Source organism: Sphingomonas sp. (assembly GCF_041661825.1).
In the GTDB taxonomy this organism is placed as follows: Bacteria; Pseudomonadota; Alphaproteobacteria; order Sphingomonadales; family Sphingomonadaceae; genus Sphingomonas.
Genome location: NZ_JBAZTU010000007.1, coordinates 16,126 through 40,537, shown reverse-complemented (window position 1 = coordinate 40,537; position 24,412 = coordinate 16,126). Strand labels below are relative to the sequence as shown.

17 protein-coding genes are annotated in these 24,412 nt (G+C 67.0%); 10 read left to right on the top strand and 7 right to left on the bottom strand.

Translation table 11 applies throughout. The features are described from left to right. Window positions 1-40 precede the first annotated feature (40 nt). The 8 genes from WC729_RS27610 (at window position 41) to WC729_RS27575 (ending at window position 10,629) form a co-directional block, all read left to right on the top strand. Window positions 41-1,339, top strand: coding sequence for a nitrate/nitrite transporter (locus WC729_RS27610; RefSeq protein ID WP_372857884.1), 1,299 nt, complete (start codon window positions 41-43; stop codon window positions 1,337-1,339). Next, a complete protein-coding gene (locus WC729_RS27605; protein ID WP_372857883.1) occupies window positions 1,339-2,550 on the top strand; it encodes an alginate export family protein in 1,212 nt (403 codons plus the stop codon). The genes WC729_RS27610 and WC729_RS27605 overlap by 1 nt, the downstream gene beginning before the upstream one ends. Continuing rightward, a complete protein-coding gene (gene nirB / locus WC729_RS27600) occupies window positions 2,547-5,030 on the top strand; it encodes a nitrite reductase large subunit NirB (protein ID WP_372857882.1) in 2,484 nt (827 codons plus the stop codon). Before WC729_RS27605 ends, nirB begins: the two co-directional genes overlap by 4 nt. Then, on the top strand, window positions 5,030-5,371 hold the full coding sequence (nirD, locus tag WC729_RS27595) for a nitrite reductase small subunit NirD (RefSeq protein ID WP_372857881.1): 342 nt from the start codon (window positions 5,030-5,032) through the stop codon (window positions 5,369-5,371). The genes nirB and nirD overlap by 1 nt, the downstream gene beginning before the upstream one ends. Window positions 5,372-5,522: 151 nt before the next feature. Further along, window positions 5,523-8,105, top strand: coding sequence for a molybdopterin-dependent oxidoreductase (locus WC729_RS27590; protein WP_372857880.1), 2,583 nt, complete (start codon window positions 5,523-5,525; stop codon window positions 8,103-8,105). After that, window positions 8,098-8,877 (top strand): uroporphyrinogen-III C-methyltransferase, encoded by a 780-nt coding sequence (cobA, locus tag WC729_RS27585; protein ID WP_372857879.1) that lies wholly within the window; start codon window positions 8,098-8,100, stop codon window positions 8,875-8,877. Before WC729_RS27590 ends, cobA begins: the two co-directional genes overlap by 8 nt. Further along, window positions 8,870-10,090, top strand: a complete 1,221-nt coding sequence (locus WC729_RS27580; protein ID WP_372857878.1) for a molybdopterin molybdotransferase MoeA — start codon at window positions 8,870-8,872, stop codon at window positions 10,088-10,090. The genes cobA and WC729_RS27580 overlap by 8 nt, the downstream gene beginning before the upstream one ends. Beyond that, on the top strand, window positions 10,090-10,629 hold the full coding sequence (locus tag WC729_RS27575) for a molybdenum cofactor guanylyltransferase (RefSeq protein ID WP_372857877.1): 540 nt from the start codon (window positions 10,090-10,092) through the stop codon (window positions 10,627-10,629). Before WC729_RS27580 ends, WC729_RS27575 begins: the two co-directional genes overlap by 1 nt. On the opposite strand, the gene WC729_RS27570 is transcribed toward WC729_RS27575, so the two are convergent. From WC729_RS27570 to WC729_RS27560, 3 genes are read right to left on the bottom strand one after another with little or no spacing between them, the layout of a single operon-like run. Next, complete coding sequence (locus tag WC729_RS27570) at window positions 10,595-11,521, bottom strand: DUF4886 domain-containing protein (RefSeq protein WP_372857876.1); 927 nt, start codon at window positions 11,519-11,521, stop codon at window positions 10,595-10,597. The two genes, WC729_RS27575 and WC729_RS27570, sit on opposite strands and share 35 nt — an antisense overlap. 11 nt (window positions 11,522-11,532) lie before the next feature. Continuing rightward, the gene (locus WC729_RS27565; protein WP_372857875.1) at window positions 11,533-14,640 is read right to left on the bottom strand and encodes a TonB-dependent receptor domain-containing protein; all 3,108 of its coding nucleotides are present in this window, start codon (window positions 14,638-14,640) and stop codon (window positions 11,533-11,535) included. 27 nt (window positions 14,641-14,667) lie between these two features. After that, the gene (locus tag WC729_RS27560; protein ID WP_372857874.1) at window positions 14,668-16,014 is read right to left on the bottom strand and encodes a dicarboxylate/amino acid:cation symporter; all 1,347 of its coding nucleotides are present in this window, start codon (window positions 16,012-16,014) and stop codon (window positions 14,668-14,670) included. 473 nt (window positions 16,015-16,487) lie between these two features. On the opposite strand from WC729_RS27560, the gene WC729_RS27555 reads away from it, so the two are divergent. After that, a complete protein-coding gene (locus WC729_RS27555; protein ID WP_372857873.1) occupies window positions 16,488-18,299 on the top strand; it encodes a sensor histidine kinase in 1,812 nt (603 codons plus the stop codon). Next, the gene (locus WC729_RS27550) at window positions 18,299-19,663 is read left to right on the top strand and encodes a sigma-54-dependent transcriptional regulator (protein WP_372857872.1); all 1,365 of its coding nucleotides are present in this window, start codon (window positions 18,299-18,301) and stop codon (window positions 19,661-19,663) included. The genes WC729_RS27555 and WC729_RS27550 overlap by 1 nt, the downstream gene beginning before the upstream one ends. Here WC729_RS27550 and WC729_RS27545 read toward each other — a convergent pair whose 3' ends face one another. The 4 genes from WC729_RS27545 to WC729_RS27530 all read right to left on the bottom strand — a co-directional run bounded on the left by WC729_RS27545 (window position 19,664) and on the right by WC729_RS27530 (window position 24,316). After that, window positions 19,664-22,117 carry a TonB-dependent receptor domain-containing protein gene (locus tag WC729_RS27545; RefSeq protein WP_372857870.1) on the bottom strand — a complete coding sequence of 818 codons (2,454 nt, stop codon included), beginning with the start codon at window positions 22,115-22,117 and terminating at the stop codon, window positions 19,664-19,666. Continuing rightward, entirely contained in the window at window positions 22,101-23,051 is a 951-nt protein-coding gene (locus tag WC729_RS27540; RefSeq protein ID WP_372857869.1) for a FecR family protein, read from the bottom strand. The genes WC729_RS27545 and WC729_RS27540 overlap by 17 nt, the downstream gene beginning before the upstream one ends. Before the next feature lie 36 nt (window positions 23,052-23,087). Continuing rightward, a complete protein-coding gene (locus WC729_RS27535) occupies window positions 23,088-23,600 on the bottom strand; it encodes an RNA polymerase sigma factor (RefSeq protein WP_372857867.1) in 513 nt (170 codons plus the stop codon). A 98-nt stretch (window positions 23,601-23,698) separates the two neighbouring features. Next, window positions 23,699-24,316, bottom strand: a complete 618-nt coding sequence (locus WC729_RS27530; protein ID WP_372857865.1) for a M23 family metallopeptidase — start codon at window positions 24,314-24,316, stop codon at window positions 23,699-23,701. Window positions 24,317-24,412: the final 96 nt, after the last annotated feature.

Genomic DNA, 24,412 nt, shown 5'->3' with positions numbered 1-24,412 from the left:
GTCGCGGCGGCTTTTTTGCGTTTGCTCGAAGGGGAAGCAGATGACGCAAGCTCAGGCGCTGCAAGACCGGCCGATCGCTCAGCCACAGCCGCCCATCACGACGATCGGCACCGCGGGCAAGGGCGCCGGCAAGGGAGAAGGTTTCTGGCAGGTGGGACATCGCCCCACGCTGATCGCCGCCTTTCTCTATTTCGATCTCGCGTTCATGGTGTGGGTGCTGCTCGGCCCGCTCGCGCCGATCATCGCCGCCGATCTGGCGCTGACGCCCGCGCAAAAGGGGCTGATGGTCGCGGTGCCGACGCTTGCCGGCGCCGTGCTGCGGCTGGTTAACGGCGTGCTGGTCGACCGGATCGGCCCGAAGCGCACCGGGGCGATCGGCCAGATCATCGTCATTGCCGGGCTGCTGACGGCATGGGCATTCGGGATACACAGCTTCGCCGGAACACTTGCGGTCGGCTTAGTGCTCGGCTTTGCCGGGGCGAGCTTCGCGGTCGCCCTGCCGCTTGCCTCGCGCTGGTACCCGGCCGAGCATCAGGGCAAGGCGATGGGCATTGCCGGCATGGGCAATTCGGGCACCGTGCTCGCCTCGCTGTTCGCGCCTCTGCTCGCCAAGGCGTTCGGCTGGAATGCGGTGTTCGGGCTGGCAGCGATCCCGCTCGCTATGGTGTTCGTGCTCTACATGGCGATGGCCAAGGACGCGCCCGACCGGCCCGCGCCGAAGACGCTTGGCGCCTATCTGGCCGTGCTCAAGCAGGCCGATGCCTGGTGGTTCATGCTGTTCTACGGCGTGACGTTCGGCGGGTTCGTCGGCCTTGCCGCCAGCCTGTCGATCTATTTCACCGACCAGTTCGCGCTCAGCCCGGTCATGGCGGGATACTGCACCGCGGCCTGTGTGTTCATTGGATCGCTGGTCCGCCCGTTCGGCGGCGCGACGGCCGACAGGGTCGGCGGCGTGAAGACGCTGACGGTCGTCTATGGCCTGGCCGCGGCGACGCTGGTTGCGATCAGTACCGCGCCGGCCTCGCTGGTCGGCACCATGGCGCTGTTCCTGCTGGTGATGGCGACCCTTGGCTTCGGCAATGGCGCGGTGTTCCAGCTCGTGCCGCAGCGTTTTCGCCATGAGATCGGCGTGATGACCGGGCTGGTCGGGTTCGGCGGCGGTGTCGGCGGCTTCTACCTCGCTTCCTCGCTCGGCTTCGCCAAGCAGCTGACCGGCAGCACGGCGACGGGCTTCCTGATCTTTGCCGGACTGGCGCTGGTCGCGCTGGCCGGACTGACCATGGTCAAGGCACGCTGGCGCAGCACCTGGGGCGCGGCCACCGATGGCGTGCGGATCTGATGCGCGCCCTTCCCTTCCTGCTGGTGGGGCTGGTGTCGACACCAGCCCTTGCCGGGCCCGTCACCCTGAAACCGCTGATCGATGCCCGGCTGCGCTACGAGCATGTCGACCAGGCGCCGCTGGCCCCCGATGCCGATGCCGTGACGATGCGTATCCGCAGCGGCGTGGAGGCCAAAGCCGGCGACTTCGCGCTGCTCGCCGAGAGCGAGGCAGTGCTGGCGCTTTCGGAGCAGTATAATAGCGGGCTCAACGGCAAGACCGGCTTTCCGCTGGTGCCCGATGCGCAGAATATCGAGCTGAACCGGTTGCAGCTCCAGTATCGCGGCTTGCCCAAAACGGTCGTTACGGTCGGAAGGCAGCGAATCAATCTCGACGACCAGCGCTTCGTGGGATCGGTCGGCTGGCGCGACAACGAGCAGACCTTCGATGCCGCGCGGATCGAATGGTCGGGCGTGAAGAACCTCAAGGCGGATGTGACCTATGCCTGGGCCGACCGGACCATCTGGGGGATCGACGGCGGCAATCGCTACGGCCCGGCGCGGTACCAGTCGGTGAGCGGCGACAATGTCTTTGCCAACCTCTCCCTCACGACCCCGCTCGGCACGCTGACCGGCTTTGCCTATCTGGCAGACCAGGACCGGGCTCTGGTGCTGCGCAACAGCAGCCAGACTTATGGCGTGCGTTTCGCCGGGGGCCGGGCGATCGGGCCGAAGGCGAAGATCACTTATCTGGCCAGCTATGCGCGGCAGAGCGATTACGGCCGCAACCCGAACCATTATGCCGCCAGCTATTATGCCGGCGAGCTGGGGCTGGAGCTGGCCGCGTTCAAAGTCGGCGGTGGTTACGAGGTGCTCGGCGCCGATCAGGGCGTGGCGCTGACCAGCTTCCAGACGCCGCTCGCGACCTTGCACAAGTTCAACGGCTGGGCGGACAAGTTCCTGGTCACCCCGCCCGATGGCCTGCGCGATGCCTATGCCTCGGCGGGCTATGGCTGGAAGAAGGTCGGGCCCTTCGCCTCGATCGACCTGACCGCCGCCTACCACCGTTTCGACAGCGACCGGGTCGCCCAGCATTATGGCGACGAGATCGACCTGCAGGCGAGCGTCAAGCGCGGGCGGTACACCGCGCTCGCCAAATACGCGTCCTACGACGCCGATCGCTTCGCGACTGACACGCATAAATTCTGGCTGTCCCTGGAGTGGGCGATATGACCGACCAACCGCATCTCATCGTCATCGGCAACGGCATGGCCGGGTGCCGCGCGGTCGAGGAAATCCTCGCGCGCGACGCCGCGACATACCGCATCACCATCTTCGGCGCCGAGCCGCGGGTGAACTATAATCGCATCATGCTCTCGCCACTGCTGGCAGGCGACAAGTCGTTCGAGGACATCGTGATCAACGATCACGCCTGGTACGCCGACAATGCGATCGACCTGGTCGCTGGCGATCCGATCGTGGCGATCGACCGGGTGGGGCGCACCGTCACCGCGCGGTCGGGCCGGATCGAGAGGTACGACAAGCTGCTGCTCGCGACGGGTTCCGATCCCTTCATCATCCCGGTGCCTGGGCACGACCTGCAGGGCGTCGTCACTTTCCGCGACATGGACGATGTCGGCGCGATGCTGCGCGCGGCGTCGACGGGGGGCGATGCGGTAGTGATCGGCGGCGGGCTGCTCGGGCTCGAGGCCGCACATGGCCTGTGCCTGCGCGGCATGAAGGTAACGGTACTTCACCTGATGCCGACCCTGATGGAGCGGCAACTCGACGAAGCGGCCGGCTGGCTGCTCAAGGAAGAGCTTGAACGGCGCGGCCAGACGATCCTGACGGGGGCCGACACCGCCCAGATCATCGGTCAAGGCAAGGTCGAGGGCGTGCTGCTGAAGGACGGGCGCGAGATACCGGCGAGCCTGGTGGTGATGGCAGTCGGCATCCGCCCCAATGTGAAGCTGGCGCGCGATGCGGGGCTGGCGATCGGCCGCGGTATCCATGTCGACGACCATCTCGTCACTTCGGATGCGGACATTCTCGCAGTCGGCGAATGCGTCGAGCATCAGGGTCAGGTCTATGGCCTGGTCGCGCCGCTGTGGGACATGTGCCGCAGCCTCGCGGACGGGCTGGTCGCGACGCCCAATGGCTATGGCGGATCGGTCACGTCGACCAAACTCAAGGTCTCCGGCATCGACGTCTTCTCCGCCGGCGATTTCTCGGGCGGCGAAGGCTGCGAGGACATCGTCATGCGCGACGCCTCGCGCGGCATCTACAAGCGGGTGGTGGTCAAGGACGACCGGCTGATCGGCGCGGTGCTCTATGGCGATACGCAGGACGGCAACTGGTATTTCGACCTGCTGAAGAAGCAGGAAGACGTTGCCTCTATCCGCGACGCCCTGATCTTCGGCCAGGCCTTCGCCTCGGGAGGAGGGGCATCGTCAAACCCTAATGCCGCCGTCGCGGCGATGGCCGACGACGGCGAGATCTGCGGCTGCAACGGCGTATCCAAGGGCAAGGTGGTCGCGGCGATCCAGGGCGGCGCGTGCACGCTCGACGCCGTGCGCGCCTGCACCAAGGCATCGGCGTCGTGTGGGTCGTGCACCGGGCTGGTCGAAGGGCTGCTCGCGATCACTATGGGCGACGATTATGCCGGCGAGCGCGCGGCGCCGACCGTGTGCAAATGCACCAGCTTCACGCATGAGGATGTCCGCCGGCTGATCATCGAGAAGTCGCTGAAGGCGATCCCGCAGGTGATGCAGGAGCTGCACTGGACCACGCCCGATGGCTGTTCGTCCTGCCGCCCTGCCCTCAATTATTACCTGCTCTGCGCCTGGCCGGGCGAATTCGTCGACGACAACCAGTCGCGATTCGTCAACGAGCGGATGCACGCGAACATCCAGAAGGACGGCACCTATTCGGTCGTGCCGCGCATGTGGGGCGGGGTGACCAACCCGAAGGAACTGCGCGCGATCGCCGATGTCGCCGAGAAATATCAGGCGCGCATGGTGAAGGTGACGGGCGGGCAGCGGCTCGACATCTTCGGCATCCGCAAGGAGGATCTGCCCGCGGTATGGGCCGATCTCAATGCCGCGGGCATGGTCAGCGGCCATGCCTATGCCAAGGCGCTGCGCACGGTGAAGACCTGTGTCGGGTCCGAATGGTGCCGCTTCGGCACGCAGGATTCGACCGGGCTGGGCATCAGGATCGAGCAGATGACCTGGGGCAGCTTCATGCCGCACAAGTTCAAGATCGCGGTGTCGGGCTGCCCGCGCAACTGCGCCGAGGCAACGATCAAGGATATCGGCGTGATCTGCGTCGACAGCGGGTATGAGCTGTCGATCGGCGGCAATGGCGGCATCAAGCTGCGCGGCACCGATTTCCTGTGCAAGGTCGCGACCGAGCAGGAAGCGATGGATTATTGCGCTGCCTTCATCCAGCTCTACCGCGAGGAAGCACGCTATCTCGACCGCACCGCGCCCTGGGTGGAGCGGGTCGGGCTGGATTATATCCGGCAGCGCATCGTCGACGACCACGCCGGGCGCGAGGCGTTGCAGGCGCGGTTCCTCCATTCGCAAAGCTTCATGCAGGACGATCCCTGGGCGAAACGCGCGGCGGGCGAAGACTGGAAACTCCACCAACATCTTGCCGAGATCCGCCCGGCGCCCGCGCCTGTTCCCGCCCGCAAGCTGGAGGTCGCGTGATGGAACCCGAATGGCTCGATATCGGCCCGGTCGATCAGCTTCCGGCGCTCGGCGCACGGACCCTGCCGGTGCGGGGCGGGCGCGAGATCGCGATTTTCCATACCGCCAATGGCCAGGTCTATGCGCTGGCCAATCAATGCCCGCACAAGGCCGGGCCGCTCAGCCAGGGCATCGTCCACGACACGACGGTGACCTGCCCGCTGCACAATTGGCGCATCTCGCTGGTGACGGGCGAGGCGCTGGGCGCGGACAAGGGGTGCGTGCCAGTGATTCCGGTGAAGGTGGATGGGGGGCGGATCCTGATCGGGCGCGCTGCTGCGCTCGAGGGGGTGGCGGCGTGAGCCCTCCCCTCCCTGCAAGGGAGGGGCTGGGGGTGGGTGCGCGCGTCTGCGCGCCCATCAAGACTCGTCGCGACAGGGTACAAAGCTTCGAGGGGGCATCGAGCCCCCTCGAAGCTGACCCACCCCTGGCCCCTCCCTTGCAGGGAGGGGAATGATGGTCAAAACCACCTGTCCTTACTGCGGTGTGGGCTGTGGCGTCGTCGCGACCCTCACCTCCGCCCGCACCGCCACCATCGCCGGCGACCCCGACCACCCCGCCAATCGCGGCAAGCTCTGCTCCAAGGGCACGCATCTTGGCGAGACGATCGGGCTGGAAGGCCGCCTGTTACACCCCATGATCGGGTCGGAGAGGGCCGGCTGGCACGAGGCGCTAGACCTCGTTGCCAGCCGTTTCGCCGCGACGATCGCCGAATACGGCCCAGACAGCGTCGCCTTCTACGCCTCGGGCCAGATGCTGACCGAGGATTATTATGTCGCCAACAAGCTGATGAAGGGATTCATCGGCACCGCCAATATCGACACCAATTCGCGGCTGTGCATGGCAAGCGCGGTGGCGGCGCACGTCCGGGCGTTCGGCGAGGATGTGGTGCCGTGCAGCTATGACGATCTCGACGCGGCCGACCTGATCGTCCTGGTCGGATCGAACACTGCCTGGTGCCACCCGATCGTCTGGCAACGTATCGAAGCGGCACGCAGCAGCCGCGGGACGAAGCTGGTGGTGATCGACCCTCGCCGCACCGAGACCGCCGAGCGGGCCGACCTCCACCTCGCCATCGCGCCCGACAGCGACGTCGCGCTGTTCGCCGGGCTGCTCGCCGAGATGCGATCGGTATGGCGGCTCGACGGGCGCTATCTCGCCGAGCATGTCGCGGTGCCCGAGGGGTTCTGGAAAGGCCTGGCTGCCAGCGACGTCGCGAAGGCCTGCGATATCGCACCCGCCGATCTCCAGGCATTCTACAACCTGTTCGCCGAGCATCCACGCACTGTGACGCTGTTCAGCCAAGGGGTGAACCAGTCGATCAGCGGAACCGACAAGGCGAATGCCATCATCAACGTGCACCTTGCGACCGGGCGGATCGGCAAGCCGGGCGCTGGGCCGTTCAGCATCACTGGCCAGCCCAACGCGATGGGCGGGCGCGAGGTCGGCGGGCTCGCCTCCATGCTGGCGGCGCATATGGGTTTCAGCGACGCGGAGCGCGACCGGGCGCAGCGCTTCTGGCAGTCCCCGACGATCTGCCCCGGCCCCGGCCTGAAGGCGGTCGACATGTTCGACGCGATGGCGAAGGGCAGGATCAAGGCGGTGTGGATCATGGCGACCAACCCCGCCGTCTCGTTGCCCGATGCGCGGATGGCGCGGGTAGCGCTGGCCAATTGCCCGTTCGTCGTGGTCTCCGATTGCATCGCGGCCACCGACACCAGCTTCTACGCCCAAGTGAAGCTGCCCGCCTCCGGCTGGGGCGAGAAGGACGGCACGGTCACCAATTCCGAACGCCGCGTCTCGCGCCAGCGTGGCTTCATGACGCCACCCGGCGAGGCGAAGCCGGATTGGTGGGCGATCGCCGAAGTGGCAAAGCGAATGGGCTTTGCCGGGTTCGACTATCCCGATGCGGCGAGCATCTTCCGCGAATTCGCCGCGCAGACCGGCTTCGAGAATGACGGCGCGCGGGTGCTCGACATCTCGGACAAGACGGATATTTCGAACGAGGAGTATGACGCGATGGCGCCGTTCCAATGGGGCGGCGCCTCGCCCTTTGCGACGCGGGGTTATGCCACGCCCGACGGCAAGGCGCGGCTGGTGCCGGTTCGTCATGTGCCACGCGACGATGGCAATCGCGCCTTTCCGCTGCGCCTCAACACGGGGCGCTATCGCGACCAGTGGCACAGCATGACGCGCACCGGCCTGTCGCCGAAGCTGTCCCAGCATCGCCGCGAGCCTTTGGTCGAGGTACATCCCGATACGGTCCAACGCCTCGGCCTGACCGATGGTGGGCTGGCGCGGGTGCAGACGGCGCAAGGATCGAGCATCTTCCGGGTGGCCAGCACGCCCGACCAAAGGCGGCGCGAGCTGTTCGTGCCGATCCACTGGACCGACCAGACAAGCGGCGCGGGCCGAGCCGGGTTGTTGCCGGCGCGGGACCGCGACCCGGTATCGGGACAGCCCGGCTTCAAGAACACGCCGGCGACTGCCACCCCGTACAAGCCCGGCTGGAGCGGTTTCCTGCTGTCGCGCGACCTGCAGGCCAAACCCGATTGCGCGTACTGGACGCGGATCCGCACCGCGAGCGGCTGGCTGACCGAACTGGCGGGCGACGGCGATATCGCGCCGCTGACCGCGCTGCTGCCCGAGGGCGAGCGGGCCGAGATGATCGACCCCAAGCGCGGCGTGATCCGCTCCGCGGTGATGGCCGACGGCATGCTGCGGGCAGCGTTGTTCGTCTCGCGCAGTGGCGGACTGCCGCCGCGCGACTGGCTGATCGCGCAGCTCGGCCAGGCGGATGCCGCGCCGTTCGAGTTGCTCGCGGGGCGCCCGGCGACGCCGATGCCCGATCGCGGCAGGATCATCTGCGTCTGCTTCGATGTCGGGCTCAACACCGTTCTCGACGCGATTGCCGCGCAGCGCCTCGTGAGTGTCGAGGCCGTCGGCGCCGCGATCAACGCCGGCACCAATTGCGGATCGTGCCGCCCCGCCATCGCCGCCTTGCTCCCAGGTCAAAAGGAAGCCGCTTATGGTTGAGCTCATCGCCCCCGGCGAAGTCTGGCTGGTCGGGGCCGGCCCCGGCGACCCCGATCTGCTGACGCGCAAGGCCGAGCGGCTGATCGCCGCTGCCTCAGTGATATTTCACGACGCACTGGTCGGGCCGGGCGTGCTCGACCTGATCCCTGACCATGTACGCCGCGTGCCAGTGGGCAAGCGCGCCGGGCGGCATTCGCGCACTCAGGAAGCGATCAACGCTCTGCTGGTGCAGGCAGCGCTCGATGGCGAGCGTGTCGTACGGCTGAAGGGTGGCGATCCGTCGGTCTTCGGCCGGTCGGCGGAAGAGATGGACGCGCTGGCGCAGGCGGGGGTGCGGGCGCGCATCTGCCCCGGCATCACCGCGGCCAGCGCTGCCGCCGCGAGCGCTGGGGTGTCGCTGTCGCTGCGCGGATCGGCGCGGCAGGTGCGCTTCGTTACGGCCCAGACGCGGGCGGGCGAGGCGATCGATCTCGACTGGGCGGCGCTGGCCGATCCGGACTCCACGCTGGTTTTCTATATGGGCCGGGGCGCCGCGGCCGAGATCTACCGCAAGCTGATCGCGCATGGCCTGTCCGCCGCGACGCCGGTGCTGATCGCCAAGGATGTGAGCCTCGCCGAGGAGCGGCTGGTCCATACGCGGCTCGACCTGTTGCCGATCGCGATCGGCAGCGCGACCGGCGGGCCGGCGCTGATCCTGATCGGCGAGGCGATGCGCGCGCGCCGCCCGGCCGACCTCAACGCGATCCTCGATGCGGCACGCCGGCATGTCTGACCTTGCCTTCGCCATCCGCCCCGCTGCGCCCTGCCACGCGACACTCGATTTCAACACCGCGATCGCGCGCATGGCGACAGTGACCGCGCCGCTCGGGCAGGAACGGGGGGCGCTGGCCGATGCCGCGGGGCGCATCCTGGCAAGGCCGGTGTTGGCCCGTCTTGATTCCCCGCGTGCCGATCTGGCGGCAATGGATGGCTATGCCGTCTGTGGTGCACAGGGCGCGCGCCTGAAAATCGTCGGCGCCTCCTTCCCTGCGCGCCCGTTCCGGGGGGCGATCGGACCGGGCGAGGCAGTACGGATCTTCACTGGCGCGCCGATGCCGGACGGTGCTGACCGGGTAATCGCACAGGAACTGGCAATGCGGCACGGTGACGAAGTTGCCATCCCTGCCGCCAAAGGCGGCCGCCATGTCCGGCCGCGCGCATCCGATTTCGCGGCAGGCGCGCCCCTGCTGTCCGCCGGCCGCCGGCTCGATGCCCGGGCGATGCTGGTCGCGGCGGCAGCGGATGCCGCAACCCTGACCCTCTGGCGCCAGCCGCGCGTCTTCATCCTGGCGACCGGCGACGAGCTGTCCCGGCCGGGCCTCGCCAGCGGCGGCGCGCTGTCGATCCCTGACAGCACCTCGCTCGCTATCGCCGCGCTCGCGACTGAATGGGGCGCGACGATCACGGGCATGGCCCTGGTGCCTGACGATAGCGATATGATTGAAGCCCGGGCCAAGGCCGCGATGGCGGAGGCCGATATACTGATCGTCACCGGCGGCGCCTCGGTCGGCGACCGGGATTTTTCGCGGGATGCGCTGGGTGCGCTCGGGCTCGACCGGGTCTTTGCGGGCGTGGCGATCAAACCGGGCAAGCCAGTCTGGTATGGTCAGGCGGGCGGAATGCAGGTGCTGGGTTTGCCCGGCAATCCAACCGCCGCGCTGGTGACGGCGCGGCTGTTCCTCGCGCCGTTGCTGTGCCTGCTCAGCGGCAGGCAGGCCGGTGCGGCGCTGGGCTGGCGGCCGGCGGCGCTTGGCGCACCGGTGGGCGAAGCGGGCAATCGCGAAAGCTTCCTATGCGGCGATTGGGATGGGATCACCGTCAGGGCGCTCGACCGGCAGGCGGCGTCGTCCCAGGCCAGTCTCGCGTCGACCAATGTGCTGATCCGGCGCGGTCGCGATGCCCCGGCCGAGCCGGCCGGCGCTACCGCCATGATCCTGGATTTCTGATGCGGGTGCTGGGCGCGATTATCGCAGGCGGGCAATCGCGCCGCTTCGGCAGCGACAAGGCGCTGGCGATGATCGATGGCCGACCGATGATCGCCCATGTGATCGAGACGGTACGCCCCCAGGTGGAGAGGGTGGCGATCTGTGGCCGGGAATGGCCCGGCCTCCTCGCGCTACCCGATCTGCGCGAAGGCCGGATCGGGCCGTTGGCGGGATTGGAGGCGGCGCTGCATCATGCGGCAACCCATGGTTTCGACGCCGTTCTGTCAGTGCCCGTGGACGCCTTGCCCCTGCCGGGCGACCTGGTGACGCGGCTGCAAGGTCGGACGCCCGCCGTGCTGCGGCACCAACGTCTGATCGGCTGGTGGCCGATCGGCTACCGCTCTCTGCTCAGCGAGCATCTCACCCGGGGTAACCGCGCCGTGCGAAGCTGGATCGCCGAGGCCGGCGCGCGGGCGGTCGACGAGCCCTTTCCGATCGGGAACCTCAACCACCCCGCCGATCTGGTCAGCGCGGTGCTTTCTCGGCCTCAAGCTGCCTGAAAGCGATATCGCGCAGCGCCGCCGCCAGTCTTGGCGACAGTCCCAGATCGTCCGCCGCCTTTTCATTCGCGCCGAGCGAGCGCGGGTCGAGTCCCGTCACCTTGCCGAAGACCATCAGCGCCTCGAGATAATAGCCGGCCGTGCTCGCGTGATACTGATCATAGGTCCACAGATCGGTCTTGCCGAAATCGGTCCCGTCATAGGGATTGGGATCTGCCACGCCTTCGGCAAAGGCGCGGTTCCACGCCTCGCCGACCGCGATGATCCCGTCGATCGAGCGATTGGCCAAAGCAAGATTGGCCCCGGCGCGCAGATCAAGCGCCATGGTGGCGATCGGCTTGCCGAACCAATGGCCGTCGGGCTCATAGGTTTCGTCGGCGCGCGACCAGGTCGAACTGAACTCGATCCGCACTGCTGGATTGCGCTGGCGGAACATCGCCGCGAACAGCCTGGAATAGGTCAGCAGCAATCCCGGATCGCCCGGTTTCGCCCGGTCGAGCGTGCTGAATTCCTGCAGCACCACCACGTCCCATTTGCGATCGAGCAGCGCGCGCCTGGTGTTATAGTGGAAATCCAGGCCCTTCCCGCCCTGGGTCTCCAGGCTGACGGCGTAGTTGAGCCCGGCCTCCTCAGTCATCAGCTTGAAGATCGCGGGCACGCCGCCGGTGCCGTCATTGGTGAGATCGGTCACCGTATCGGGGCGATAGCGACGCACTGCCGAATGCGCGCCCTGGGTGAAGCTGTTGCCGACGAACAGGATCGTCCTGGCCGGCGGCACCACCGTGGCGATCACCGGCGGGGGGACGGGCGCCTGCACCTGCGCGACTGCCGCTACAGGGGACAGCGCCACGAGCGACGCCGCCAACAGGAACCCGACCTTGCCCATCTTCATCCGCGTCTTCCTCAAAACTTCTTGCCGATCGATACGTACCAGTAGCGGCCGTAGGGATTATAGAGCGAGCCGAAATAGCCGTCAGACGTGATCGGCGGCTGCTTGTCGAACAGGTTGCGCGCGCCGACCCGGATCCGCGTGTCGTTCAGCGCACCGCCCTTGAAGCGATATTGGGCATAGAGATTGAAGGTCGTCTGGCCCTGGATGACATAGGGGTTGCCCTTCGCATCGAGGAACGTGGTGTCGTTGACGTCGCTGATGAAGTTGGCGAACCCGCCGACCTGCACCTGGCCGAGCGTCCAGGTCAGCGATCCGGTGACGCGCCATTTCGGTTTGCCGCGGACCTCGATCAGGTCGCTGCCGTCGATGAGCGGGGTCGCCACGTCGATCGTGCCGGCTGCGCGCGCATCGAACAGGGTCTGCACCTGAGGCGGATTCTCGCGGGCATATTTGGTCAGCCGCGCCGCGTTGATGTTGAGATCGAAATCGCCGATCCCGGTATTGTTGATGCGGTACAGCAAGGCGAGATCCACGCCCTGCACCGTCTGGGGCAGCAGGTTGGTGAACTGGTCCTTGATCTGGAGGATCGCCCCGGCCGGCGCGAGGCCCGATCCGGCGAACACCGCGGTATCGTCCGGCGTCACCGCCGCGCGGATGACATTGGGGTTGCTCGAGCCCTGCAGGCGCAGGAGGTAATCAAGGACGAGCGCGTTCTGCGCGCCGAACTGGCCGACGATGCCGACCTGGTGGATCGACCAGAAATCGGCGGTCAGGGTCAGCCGGCCGAAACGGCGCGGGATGAACTTGGGCTCGATCACCGCGCCGACCGTCCAGTTGGTGCTGTCCTCCGGCTTCAGGTCCGGGTTGCCGCTGATCAGGATGGTGTAGCTGACGTTGCGCGTGCAGGTGTTGAAATTGGCGATGACCGCCTTGTTCACGTCAGCTTCGCAGCGATAGAAATCCTGGTTGATCACGCTGCTTGAACTTAGCCGCGAATATTGCACCGTCTTGGTCTGTTCGAGGTTCGGGGCGCGGAAGCCCTGCGACCAGGAACCGCGCAAACGCAGGCCGTCGACGATGTCCCAGGCAGCCGCAACCTTCGGCTTCGCGACCGACCCGAAATCGCTGTAATGCTCGTAGCGGCCGGCCAGCTGAAGATCGAGGCGGTGGATCAGCGGGATGTTCATGTCCGGCGAGACCAGCGGCACCGCAAGCTCGCCGAACGCCGAAGCCACGAAGCGGTCGCCCTTGGTCGATGGGGTCGGGCTGACCGCCGCGACATTGCTGAGCGAAATGTCGCCGGTCACCGCATCGACAAACGGGATGCTCCCGTCGAGGTTCGGATCGCGATCGTCGCGCTGAGTCTCGCGGCGGCCCTCGATGCCCGCCGCGATGCCGACATCGCCGCCGGGAAGCGCGAAGAGATGGCCGTTGGACACCTTGAAATCGCCCAGCGCCAGGGTGGTCTTGTCATGCCGGCGCAGCTTGAAGCGGATCGCGTCGATCGCCGCCTGCGAGGAGGGCGAGCAATCGCCGATGCTCGGATTGGCCGAGCAGCCGCCGCTGAACGGGTTGTACGCGTCGGGCGTCGAGAGCGCGAGGCTCTGCTGAAGCTTGGTCATGTTGACTGCGTCGGACAGGTCGGTCGCGATCGCTTCGGAATAGAGGAAAGCAGTGTCGAAATCGAAGCTGCCGATCTTGCCCCTCGCCCCGCCGAGGAAACGCGACTGCGAGTTGGTCACGTCGACATATTGCGGCCCGGTGTCGACAAAGCGGTAGGTCGTCAGGCGCACCGGCAGGCCGGCGGCGGGCACGTTGGTGAGGCCTGGAATGCGATTGGGGTTGGCCGTGCCGTTGGCGAACACGGTCGGGCCGAACGGGTTCCAGTAATTGGTGGCCGGCACCACGATCGCGTTCAGGTTGATCGTCGGTGGCTGGATTGCGTGGCTCTTCGCCTGATAATAACCGATCTCGGTATAGAAAGTGAAGGAATCCGAGACGTCGTAATGCGCGCTCAGGAAGCTGTTGAAGCGGCTGATGCGCGGCGAGACGGTGGTGTCGGCGGCATTGTCGAAGCGTTCCTCGCGCAGCGTGGTGCCGGTCGCGCGGGTGCCGGTGCCGAGACAGGTATCCGCACCGATCGTGATGACGCAGCCCGGATTGAGCGCCGACTGCGTGTGGAAGGCGCCCGTCGAGTTGGTAACGGCGGTCGTGCCGCGGCGGATCGTGCCCGGGCCGCCGACGACCGCCAGGTTCGCCCAGGGCGACTGAGTGGCGCGGCTGTCGGAATTGGCGTTGACGGCAAAGGCGAAAGGAGTGCCTTCGAAGAAAGAGCGCAGATTATTGGTCGCGGTATAGGCCTCGTCGCCCGAAAGCTGCGCGGTGCGCTTGGTATAATCGAGATAGAGCGACACATTGCCGCGGCCCCCGGCAAAGTCGGTGCCGGCGAAGCCGGTGATCTGATATTCCTTGCGGTGCGTGCCCTCGGCGAAACCGAAGCGGCCGTCGATCGAAACGCCGTTGTAGTCGCTCTTGGTCACGGTGTTGACCACGCCGGCCACGGCATCGGCGCCGTAGATGGCGGCCGCCCCGTCGCGCAGCACTTCGAGCCGCTCGATGCCGGCGACCGGCAGCGAGTTGGAGTTGAAGCCGAGCACGGGGACGTTGCCCTCGCCGGCCTGGCTCACCGGATGCGAGACGAGGCGACGGCCGTTGAGCAGTACCAGCGTGTTGCCGACGCCAAGGTTGCGCAGGTTGATCGAATTGACGTCGCCGCGCGCCGCGTTGCTGGTCTGCGGGTTGTTCGACGGATTGAAGGTGACGTCGCCCATTTGCGGGATGGCGCGGATCAGGTCGTCGCCGGTCAGGGCGCCGGTCGCGTCGATCTGCTTCGAATCGAGCACGGTGACAGGGAGCGCGGCGCTGACGCTCGACCCTTTGATCTGCGAGCCGACGACGACGATGTCCTTGGTCGGTTCCGCTGCGTCAGCATCCGCGCCATTATCCTGCGGCGCGACCGTGGCTGCGGCCGGCGTTTCCTGCGCCCAGGCGCCGGCGGTCGCGAGCGCGGCAAAGGCAGTTCCGGCGAGCAGGGCCGCCGATCGGATTGCAAAAGTCATTTCTTCTCTCCCCATTTTTTTGTCTTGTCATTCGGCGGGCGCCGTCTCGATGTCTGGCGCGATCACCTGTTCCAGTGGCAGTGGATTGCCGGCCATCGCCGCATCGAGGCGGGTGCGATCGAGCGCGCCTTCCCAGCGCGCGACCACCACGGTCGCGACGGCGTTGCCCATGAAGTTGGTCAGGCTGCGGCATTCCGACATGAAGCGGTCGACGCCCAGGATCAGCGCCATGCCGGCGACCGGCACATCGGGCACGATCGACAGGGTCGATGCCAGGGTGATGAAGCCAGCCCCCGTGACGCCCGCAGCGCCCTTCGAGCTCAGCATCGCAACCAGCAACAGGCTGACCTGCTGCCACAGCGACAGGTCGACATTGCAGGCCTGGGCAATGAACAACGCCGCGAGCGTCATGTAGATATTGGTGCCGTCGAGGTTGAACGAATAGCCGGTCGGCACGACCAGCCCGACCACGGTCTTGTCGCAGCCGGCCGCTTCCATCTTGCCGATCAGGCTGGGCAAAGCTGCCTCGGACGAGGAGGTGCCGAGCACGAGCAGCAGCTCGGCGCGCAGATAGACGATCAGCCGGACGATCGAGAAGCCATGCGCTCGCGCGACCGCGCCGAGGATCACCAGCACGAAGAACAAAGAGGTCAGATAGAAGGTCGCGACCAGCGCGCCGAGATTGACCAACGAACCGACGCCATATTTGCCGATGGTGAAGGCCATTGCGCCGAACGCGCCGATCGGCGCCGCCCGCATCAGGATACCGACCAGCTTGAACACGATCAGCGCCAGCCGTTCGATCAGTTCCAGTACCGGCTCGGCGGGCTTGCCGACCAGCGACATGGAAATCCCGAACAGAATCGCAACGAACAGGGTCTGCAGAATCGAACCGTCCGTCAGCGCGGAGACCATCGTCGTCGGGATGATCGACAACAGGAACCCGGTGATCGTCGTCTCGTGCGCCTTGTGCGAGTAGCTGGCGACGGCGCCCTGATCGAGCGTCGTGAGATCGACATTCATGCCGACGCCCGGCTGCACGACATTGGCGACGATCAGGCCAAGGATCAGCGCCAGCGTCGAAAAGGCGAGGAAATAGCCGAAGGCCTTGGCCGCTACCCGACCGACCGACGACAATTGCCGGACGCTGGCGATCCCGCTGACGACCGAAAGGAAAATCACCGGTGCGATGACCATCTTCACCAGATTGATGAAACCGTCGCCGACGGGTTTCATCGCCGCGCCCCAGCTCGGCCAGAAATGGCCGAGCGTCACGCCCAGCAGGATCGCGACCAGCACCTGCACATAGAGATGCTGCCACAGCGGCGCGCGCTTGCGGGGTTGATCGGTTGCAGTGGCGACGGTGATCGTCATTCAGGCCCTCTCGGCGCGCGAGCACGCGCTGTCGGCCGCTTTCTGGTGAGCGGCTGGATGTAAAAATACGGCGCCAGAACGTCGTTTGGGAGAGTTTCGAGGCTTTGAAGCAAGATATTGGAAAATAAGAGTTACATGAGAATTCCTGCTATATGGCCCGCGCCGCTTTGTGCGCATTTCCGCACATGACATATGCAGTTTGTGTGATATGCCGCGCATATGACGGAAGGACATAGCCTTGGCAGATCGGCGCGACCGGGCACCGGCCCTTCCCGGCTGCGCCTTCCAATGGCTCGGCTGAAAACGGTTGGACATGCGGATGGCATCAAGCGGGATAGCCGCGCCAATGAGCAAGTTGAATCGAGCCGGCGCACGGGAGATGGGACGAGCACTGTCGCGCATGTCGAAAATGTCAGTAGGGTCACTGACATTTCGGCGGAACGTCGTACAACAACTTGTACAATGTTTTGCCAGTGACAGGATCGGCGATCGTCGGCGGGCGGTGGCCCGTCAACCGGTCCGGAATCCGGCTGATCGTCGCGGCGCTGACAGTGCTGATGGCGCTGGCATTGTTGTTCTGGGCAGGTAGCCGCTGGGCACGCGCACAGGCCGACATGGCGGCCGATGCCGCCGCGGCCCAGACCGCGCGGAGCCATGCCGGACTGCTCGCCAGCGAACTGCAGAAATTTCGGCTGCTGCCGCTGGTGCTGGTCGAATATCCCGATGTCGCGACCGCGCTGGAGACTCATGCGCCGGCCGCGGTCGCGCGGCTCAATCGCACGCTCGAACTGCTCGCCGACCGCACCGATGCCGCTGCGATCTACGCCATCGACGCCAACGGCCTGACCGTCGCGGCGAGCAACTGGCAGTTACCAACCAGCTTTGTCGGGCAGAATTACAGTTTCCGCCCCTATTTCCGGGGTGCCATGGCGCGCGGCGCCTCCGAGCTGTTCGCGCTCGGCACGATCAGTGGCCGGCCGGGCCTGTTCCTCGCCCGGCGGCTCGAAGTCGGTGGGCGCGCAGTGGGTGTCGTGGTGGTGAAGGTGGAGTTCGACCGGCTCGAGGCGATCTGGGCGCGCACGCCGGGGCCGAGCTTCGTCACCGATGCGCACGGCGTGATCCTGATCACCAGCGTGCCCGCCTGGCGATTCCGCGCCACGCATCCGCTCGATGCGGCGACCCTGGCGCAGGCGCGCTCGACCTTGCAGTTCGGCAGCGGACCGCCCCGTGCCGCGCCGATCACCCTGTCGGGCGCGGCGGCGACCGCCACGCTTGGCGGCACCGAGGCGCGATATCGTGTCGGATCTCTGCCGGTGCCGCTTGCGGACTCGCAGCTGGTCCATCTCGAACCGCTTGCCGCACCGCTCGCCGCCGCGACGACGCGCGTGCGGCTCTGGGGCCTCGGCATCCTGATCATCCTCGGCGTGGTCGCCGGGCTGGCATGGCGGGCGCGCGAGAAACGTCATCTCCAGCGCGAGGCACAAGCCGCACTCGAACAGGAAGTCGTGCGGCGCACCGCCGAGCTGAGCGAAACCAACCGCCAGCTCACCATCGAATCCCGCGAGCGTGTCGAGGCCGAGCGGCGCTTCCGCGCCGCGCGCGAGGAGCTGGCCCAGGCCAACCGGCTCGGTTCGCTCGGCCAGATCACTGCGGGCGTGGCGCACGAGATCAACCAGCCGGTTGCCGCCATCCGCACCTTTGCCGAAAATGCCGGGACCTTTCTCGACCGCGACCAGATCGATCCTGTGCGTGGCAATCTGGCGCAGATCATCGACCTGACCGCGCGGATCGGATCGATCACCGCCGAGCTGCGCAACTTCGCCCGGCGCCGTACGCCCGCAAGGGGCGCGATTGCGCTGGGATCGGTGATCGACGGGGCGCTGCTGATCCTCGGCGAGCGCGCGCGCGAGATCGTGACGGTCGACCTGCCATCCGCGATGCGCGATGCGCAGGTCGCGGGCGACCGGGTCAGGCTCGAGCAGATCCTGGTCAATCTGCTGCAGAACGCACTCGACGCGGTCGACGGCGTAGCGACTCCGCGCATCCTGATCGCAGCTACCGCCTCCGGTGGCGATGTCACCGTGACGGTGGGCGACAACGGCCGAGGCGTCGACCCGACCATCGCCGATCAGCTCTTTGCCCCCTTTGTCTCGGCCAAACCGGAAGGGCTGGGTCTCGGCCTCGCCATCGCGCGCGACATCGCCCGCGAGTTCGGCGGCGAGCTCGAGATCGGCAGCTCGGCGCTCGACGGCGCGGCGTTCACGCTCAGGCTGAAGCGCGCCTGATGCTGTTCCCGACCGAGCAGGGCATCTTCTTCGTCGAGGACGATGCGCACCTCCGCCAGGCGACGATCCAGACGCTCGAACTGGCCGGGTTGCACGTGCGCCCCTTTGCCAGCGCGACGGAAGCGCTGCCCGAGATTCGGCCGGACTTTGCCGGCGCGATCATCTCCGACATTCGCATGCCCGGGATCGACGGACTGCAATTGCTCGAGCGTGTGCGGGCGATCGACCCCGATATCCCGGTCATCCTGATCACCGGCCATGCCGATGTCGCGATGGCGGTGGGGGCGCTACGCGATGGCGCGTTCGATTTTCTAACCAAGCCCTTCGCCACCGATCACCTCGTCGCCGCCGCCAACAAGGCGCTGGAGAAGAGGCTGCTGGTGCTCGACAATCGCCGGCTTCGTGCCGCGGCAGCTGCGGTCGACGAGGCGGGGCCGCTGATCGGCGACAGCGGGGCAATGGTGCAGTTGCGCGGCACGATCCGCCAACTCGCGCTCGCCGATATCGATGTACTGGTGGAAGGCGAGACCGGCACCGGCAAAGAGCTTGCGGCGCTGTTGCTGCACCGACTCGGTGCGCGGCGCGGGCGGCCGTTCATCGCGGTCAATTGCGGCGCCCTGCCCGAGGCGATCGCCGAGGTCGAGCTGTTCGGCCATGCCGCCGACAGCGTGCCGCATACCCGCCTCGCGCGGATCGGCCAGATCGAGGCGTCGAGCGGCGGCACCCTGTTGCTCGATGAGATCGACAGCATGGCGCCCGCCGTCCAGGCGCGATTGCTCCGCGTGTTGGAGGAGCGCGAGGTCCATCCCATCGGCGACATCCGTCCGCGCAGCGTGGACCTCCGCGTGATCGCCACGACCAAGACCGACCTTGCGAGCGCCGCAGCCGGCGGCCGTTTCCGCCCAGACCTTTATTATCGGCTGAACCTGGTGCGATTGCGCGTGCCGCCACTGCGCGAGCGGGCGGAGGACATCGCGCCGCTGTTCGCGGGCTTCGTCGAGGAGGCGAAACAACAGGCAGGCGTTGCCGATTTCCTGCTGACCGACAGCATGCGCCGGCACCTGCGCACGCACGACTGGCCGGGCAATGTCCGCGAGCTGCGCAACTTCGCGTTCGGTGCGGTGCTCGGCCTCGCCGAGCCGCCGTCCGCAGTGCCGACGGGCGAGCGGCCGAGCCTGCCGGCGCGAGTCAATCAGTTCGAGGCCGACGCGATCGAGGAAGCGCTCCGCGCGACCGGCGGCAGCGTGGCCGCGGCACTCCCGCTGCTCGGCATTCCGCGCAAGACCTTTTACGACAAGGTCGCGCGGCTTGGCATCAAAGTGGAGGATTTCCGCGCCCGTCCCGCGAGCGGGCGCAAGCTCTGACTAGAATGCGGCGTCGAAGCCGATCCTCACGCTGCGTGGCTGAAGCGGGGTTATCTGGTTGCGGTCCCGCACCAGGAACGGCGATCCGAGCGCGAAGCGGTTGCCGCGGGCGTCGAGCAGATTGGTCAGCGACAGCGTCACGGCGCGCTTTGCGGTGCCGACCCTGAATTCGAGGCCGGTATCGAGATAATCGCCCTGGAGCTGCCCGAGGATCGCGCCGATCCCGAGCGTCGATTTTCCGACATAGCGGCCATAGCCGTTCACCTCGAAATCGAGCTTGTCCGACAGCGGCGTGGTATAAGCAAAGCCGAGCCGGCCGGTAGCATCGGCGACATTGGGAAGGCGGTCGAAAGTCGTTTGGGCGAGGTCGATCGGCAAGGTGGTCGTCCCGCCGACGATCACGAAGCTGCTCAGATCGCGCGTGGTCACCTTGCTGTCGTTGAGGTAGATCGACGCATCGAACGACAGGCCGTGAAGCGGTTGCCAGCGTGACGACAGCCCGACCGACAGGACACGTCCATCTCCCACATTGGCCGTGGTGGGGAAGCCGAAGCCATCGATCAGATCGGCCTGGATGTCGTTCCAGCGCGACCAAGAGGCATTCAGCGACAGGCTGAAATTATGGCCGCTATAACGTGCGCCGCCTTCGGTGGTGGCGACCCGGTCACCCTTGAAGCGCTGGACGAAATCCTGCCGCACCGCGATTCCGCCGGGGCGAAAGCCCTGCTGGTAGCGGGCGAACAGGGTCAGCCGATCGGTCGCACGCCAGGCGAGCGCGGCGGAGGGCAGGAACCGGGTTTCCGATCGGCCGCTGTTCGCGCCCGGATCGATCCTGAAGGCGACGGCACGGAGCGCATCCTCGGAATCGCCCGTCAGACGGGAATGGGTGAGCCGCCCGCCGAATGTCAGCGTCAGCCGGTCGACCGGCTCGACCGAGGTCTCGCCATAGAGCGTCTGTTCATCCACCTGGTTGCGCACGCCGGTCAGCATCGCGGTGAGCGGCCCGACATCCATCAGGCGGTTCACCCGTGCCTCATTGTGGAGCACGCTGAGACCGATCACCCACCCCGTCCCGTCCGGGCCCCGGCGCGCGAGCCGGGTTTCGGCGGTAATCATCGAGATGCGGTCGGTCTGGATATAGGCGGCAGCAGCGGCGCTCGCGACCGGCTTCACCACCGGGTCGAGCGGGTCGGCAAGCGCCGCGCCTTCGAACTGCTCGAAGACATATTGATGGGCATAGCCGAGCGACGAGGTCAGCTCGAGATTGCCCCATTGCTTGCGCACGACCAGGTCGCCGAGCCAATAATCGTTGCGATAGGGCTGGGCGATGCTGCTACTGCGGGTGAGGCCGTCACCGCCGCGTTCGGCATATTGGCTATCCGCGCCGCTGATGCGCTGACCGACGCCGCTGAGATCGACCGTCCAGTCATCGCCCGGCACGAACCGCAGGGCGGCGCGGCCGCCGATGGTGCGGACGTCGTTGACGTCCTTCAGGCCGCGCCCGGTGTCGTCGATATAGCCGCCGTCGATCGAGCCGAACGCAAGCGCGCGGAAGGCGAGCCGGTCATCGACGATCGGCACGTTGAAGATGACGCCGCCGTCGACGCCGGCCTGGCCATGCTGCACGAGTTGCGCACCGCTCCAGATCGTCCCGCCGGTCGTCGTCAGATCGGGCGCACGCGGCACCACGCGGACGACGCCGCCCAGCGAACCGGCGCCATACAGCGTGCCTTGCGGCCCCTCGAGTACCTCGATGCTGCGAATATCGTAAAGCCGCAGGCTGGGGTCGGGCGCGCTGTAGGTGATCCGGCTATTGCCCCAATATTGCCCGACGGTCGCCTGAGTCGGGCCGACAAAACTCGAATCCGCGATGCCGCGGATGAACAGCTTGTTGCGGCCCGGGCCAAGATGCGTGGAAACCACGCTGGCCACGCGCGCACCGATCGCATCGGTGCCGTGCGCGCCATCGGCTTTCGACACGTCGTCGCCGTCGATGATCTGCACGCCGCCGGGATAGACGCTGAGTGGTACGCTACGCTTGGTGCCCGTCACCACGATTTCCGCCGTCGCGGTCTCGTCCGGTACGGCGGACGATTGCCGCGGCGCGGCGCGCGCGGCACGTACGGGCGGCGGCGCGACCGGCACATATTCGATGAGGAAGGTGTTGGGCGCGACTCGCCGGGCGGCGAGGCGCGTGCCGAGCAATATCCGCTCGAGCGCCTGGGCGGCGGTGAATTTCCCGCGCACGGCCTTGACCCGCTGAGTCGCCAGACGGGAATCGCGAAAACCGATGCTGGTGCCGCTCTGGCTGCTGAGCAGCCGGATCGATTGGTCGAGCCGGGCGGCGGGGACGTCGATATCCGCCGACTGCTCCTGGGCATGAGCAGGCGCGCCGATCAGCAGGACTGCGGCGATCAGGGGGAGGGAGAGAGCGGTGTTAGCGCCGCCGGACATTGGCTGGGGTCATCGTCCAGCTATCGCCCTGCTCGGCGAAGGTCACGCCGAGCAGGGGTCCGGCGCGCGCTAACACCTCGCGCGGAGGCCCTCGCAACACCAGGGTACCGGTGAAGCGAAGGCGCGCTGCCCCGTTTGCGACCCGAATCGAGCGCCCGGTGTTGCGGGACAGATCGCGCGCGACCTGATCAAGCGTTGCATCGTCATAGTGAAGCTGGCCCGATTGCCAGCTGCCGATGCCCTCCGGGCTGGCCCTGCGCAGCGCGGGCGCGGCATCGCGGTCGGCCCGGGACAGTGCATCGCCCTGGTTGAGCCGGATGCGCTGCTTGCCTGCCTCATAATCGACGGCGCCTTCGGCGACAGCCACGTCGAGGGCGCCGCCGCTGCGCACCACGTTGAAGACGGTACCGATATCAACGAGCCGCGTGCCATCGGCGACCACGACGAACGGTTCCTTCGCATCATGCTTCACATCGAACAGCGCCTCGCCCTGAGCCAGGGTGACCTGGCGCGGCGCATCGGGATCGAACGACACGCGCGTGTCGCCGTTCAGCATGACGCGCGAGCCATCGGCGAGATCGACCGTGCGGTGCTCGCCCCGCGCCGTCGCGACCTCGCGCACGGGCGCATCGCGCAGCAGCACCGTCGAGCCGACGACCGCCACCAATGCCGCCGCCATCGCACCGCCCGCGGCAAACCAGCGCCCGCGCAGGGGGGAGTGCGCGGGCGCTGTCGACGCCGCAACAGGAGGGTGCGCGGCGAAGAGTTGGGCCGCCCAGGAATCGTTTTCCAGGGCCGCTTCATAAGCGGTCAGGTGCCGGGGATCGCTCTCCAGCCATGCGGTCAGCCCGTCCCAATCGGCGAAGGACGCGTCATGGGCACGGATCGCCCAGAGCCGCGCTGCCTCTCCAATCATACCGGACCCTTGTTCCATCATGCCCATCTCACTGACATGACGGAGCCGCTCTCGCTATTCCGCATCGAACTGCACCTTGAGTTCGGCGAGGGCGCGATAGGCCTTTTGGAGATCCTTCTCGACCGAGCTGAGGCTGACGCCAAGATCGCGGGCAATCGCCGCCTGCCCCACGCCGTCGAGGCGATAGCGGCGGAACACCTGGTCGACGCGCGGGCCAAGCCCCGCGAGCATCACCTCGGCCTGACGCACACGTTCACGCGCGATCAGCACGCGCTCACCCAGCGGCGCTTCCTCCGGGGTTGGGCCGGCCTCGTGCCAATCCATCTGGCGGCGCTCGCGGCTGACCGTCGACCGGCGGCGATCGCGCATCAGATTCTCCGCGGCGCGGAACAGATACGCGACCGGATCGGCCACGGGCTGCGCGGGCGCGACGGAAACGCGCTGCCACAGATCGTGCAGCACGTCCTCCGCTTCGTCGCCCGCGCCGCGCGCGGCGAGGAAACGGAGCAGCCGCGCACGCTCGTTCAGGATGACGCGCTGCAGGCCGTCGATCGACTCACCCTCCATGGCGCGACGCAAAGCATCCGGCGACCGGCTTGCCAAGCCGGGTCGCCGCGCGGCAGGGGTAACCTGCCGCTGCTGCGCGACCGGATCCCCCACAACCATCAGAGACCTGCTCCAACCACCGACTCCGTCTCCGCGCGGGCGCGGGCAAAAGCAGAGATATGGGGTTCGGTCGGCCCTGGCGAAACCCGCACCGCCAAAGGTCCACCCGTGAGCCAGGGAAGCGGGCCGGTCGCCTGGCCGTTCAGACGTACCTCGAAATGGAGATGGCTGCCGGTCGAGCGGCCGGTCGAGCCCATCATCGCGATCTCCTCGCCGCGTTCGACCCGCGCGCCGGAGCGCACCAGGAATCGGGAGAGATGCGCATAGCGCGTCACGAGACCGCCGCCATGATCGACCTCGATCATGTTGCCATAGCCCCCGGCCCTGCCGGCGAAATGCACCACGCCGCCCGCGGCGGCCAGCACCGGGGAACGGAGCGGCCCCGGTATGTCGATGCCGCTGTGCAGGGCGGGTCTGCCCAGGATCGGATCGACACGCCAGCCAAAGCCGGAGGAAAGGCGCGGCAGGTCGATCGGCGCCGATGTCTTTGGCACCGCGACCGGCATTTTTGGCAATGCCGCGGATTCAGTCACAGGCTCGCGCAAGACGGCATCATGGCCGCCGGGTAGCCTGTCGTTGTCGGCCGCCGCTACCCCGAAGCTGCCCAGAAGCCACATGGCGCCGGTCAACGGAAGGGCGGGAAGCAGTGGCATTATGTCTGAAGGACGGAGACATGCAGCCAGTCCCGTAAGCCCGATTCAATTATTTTTTGC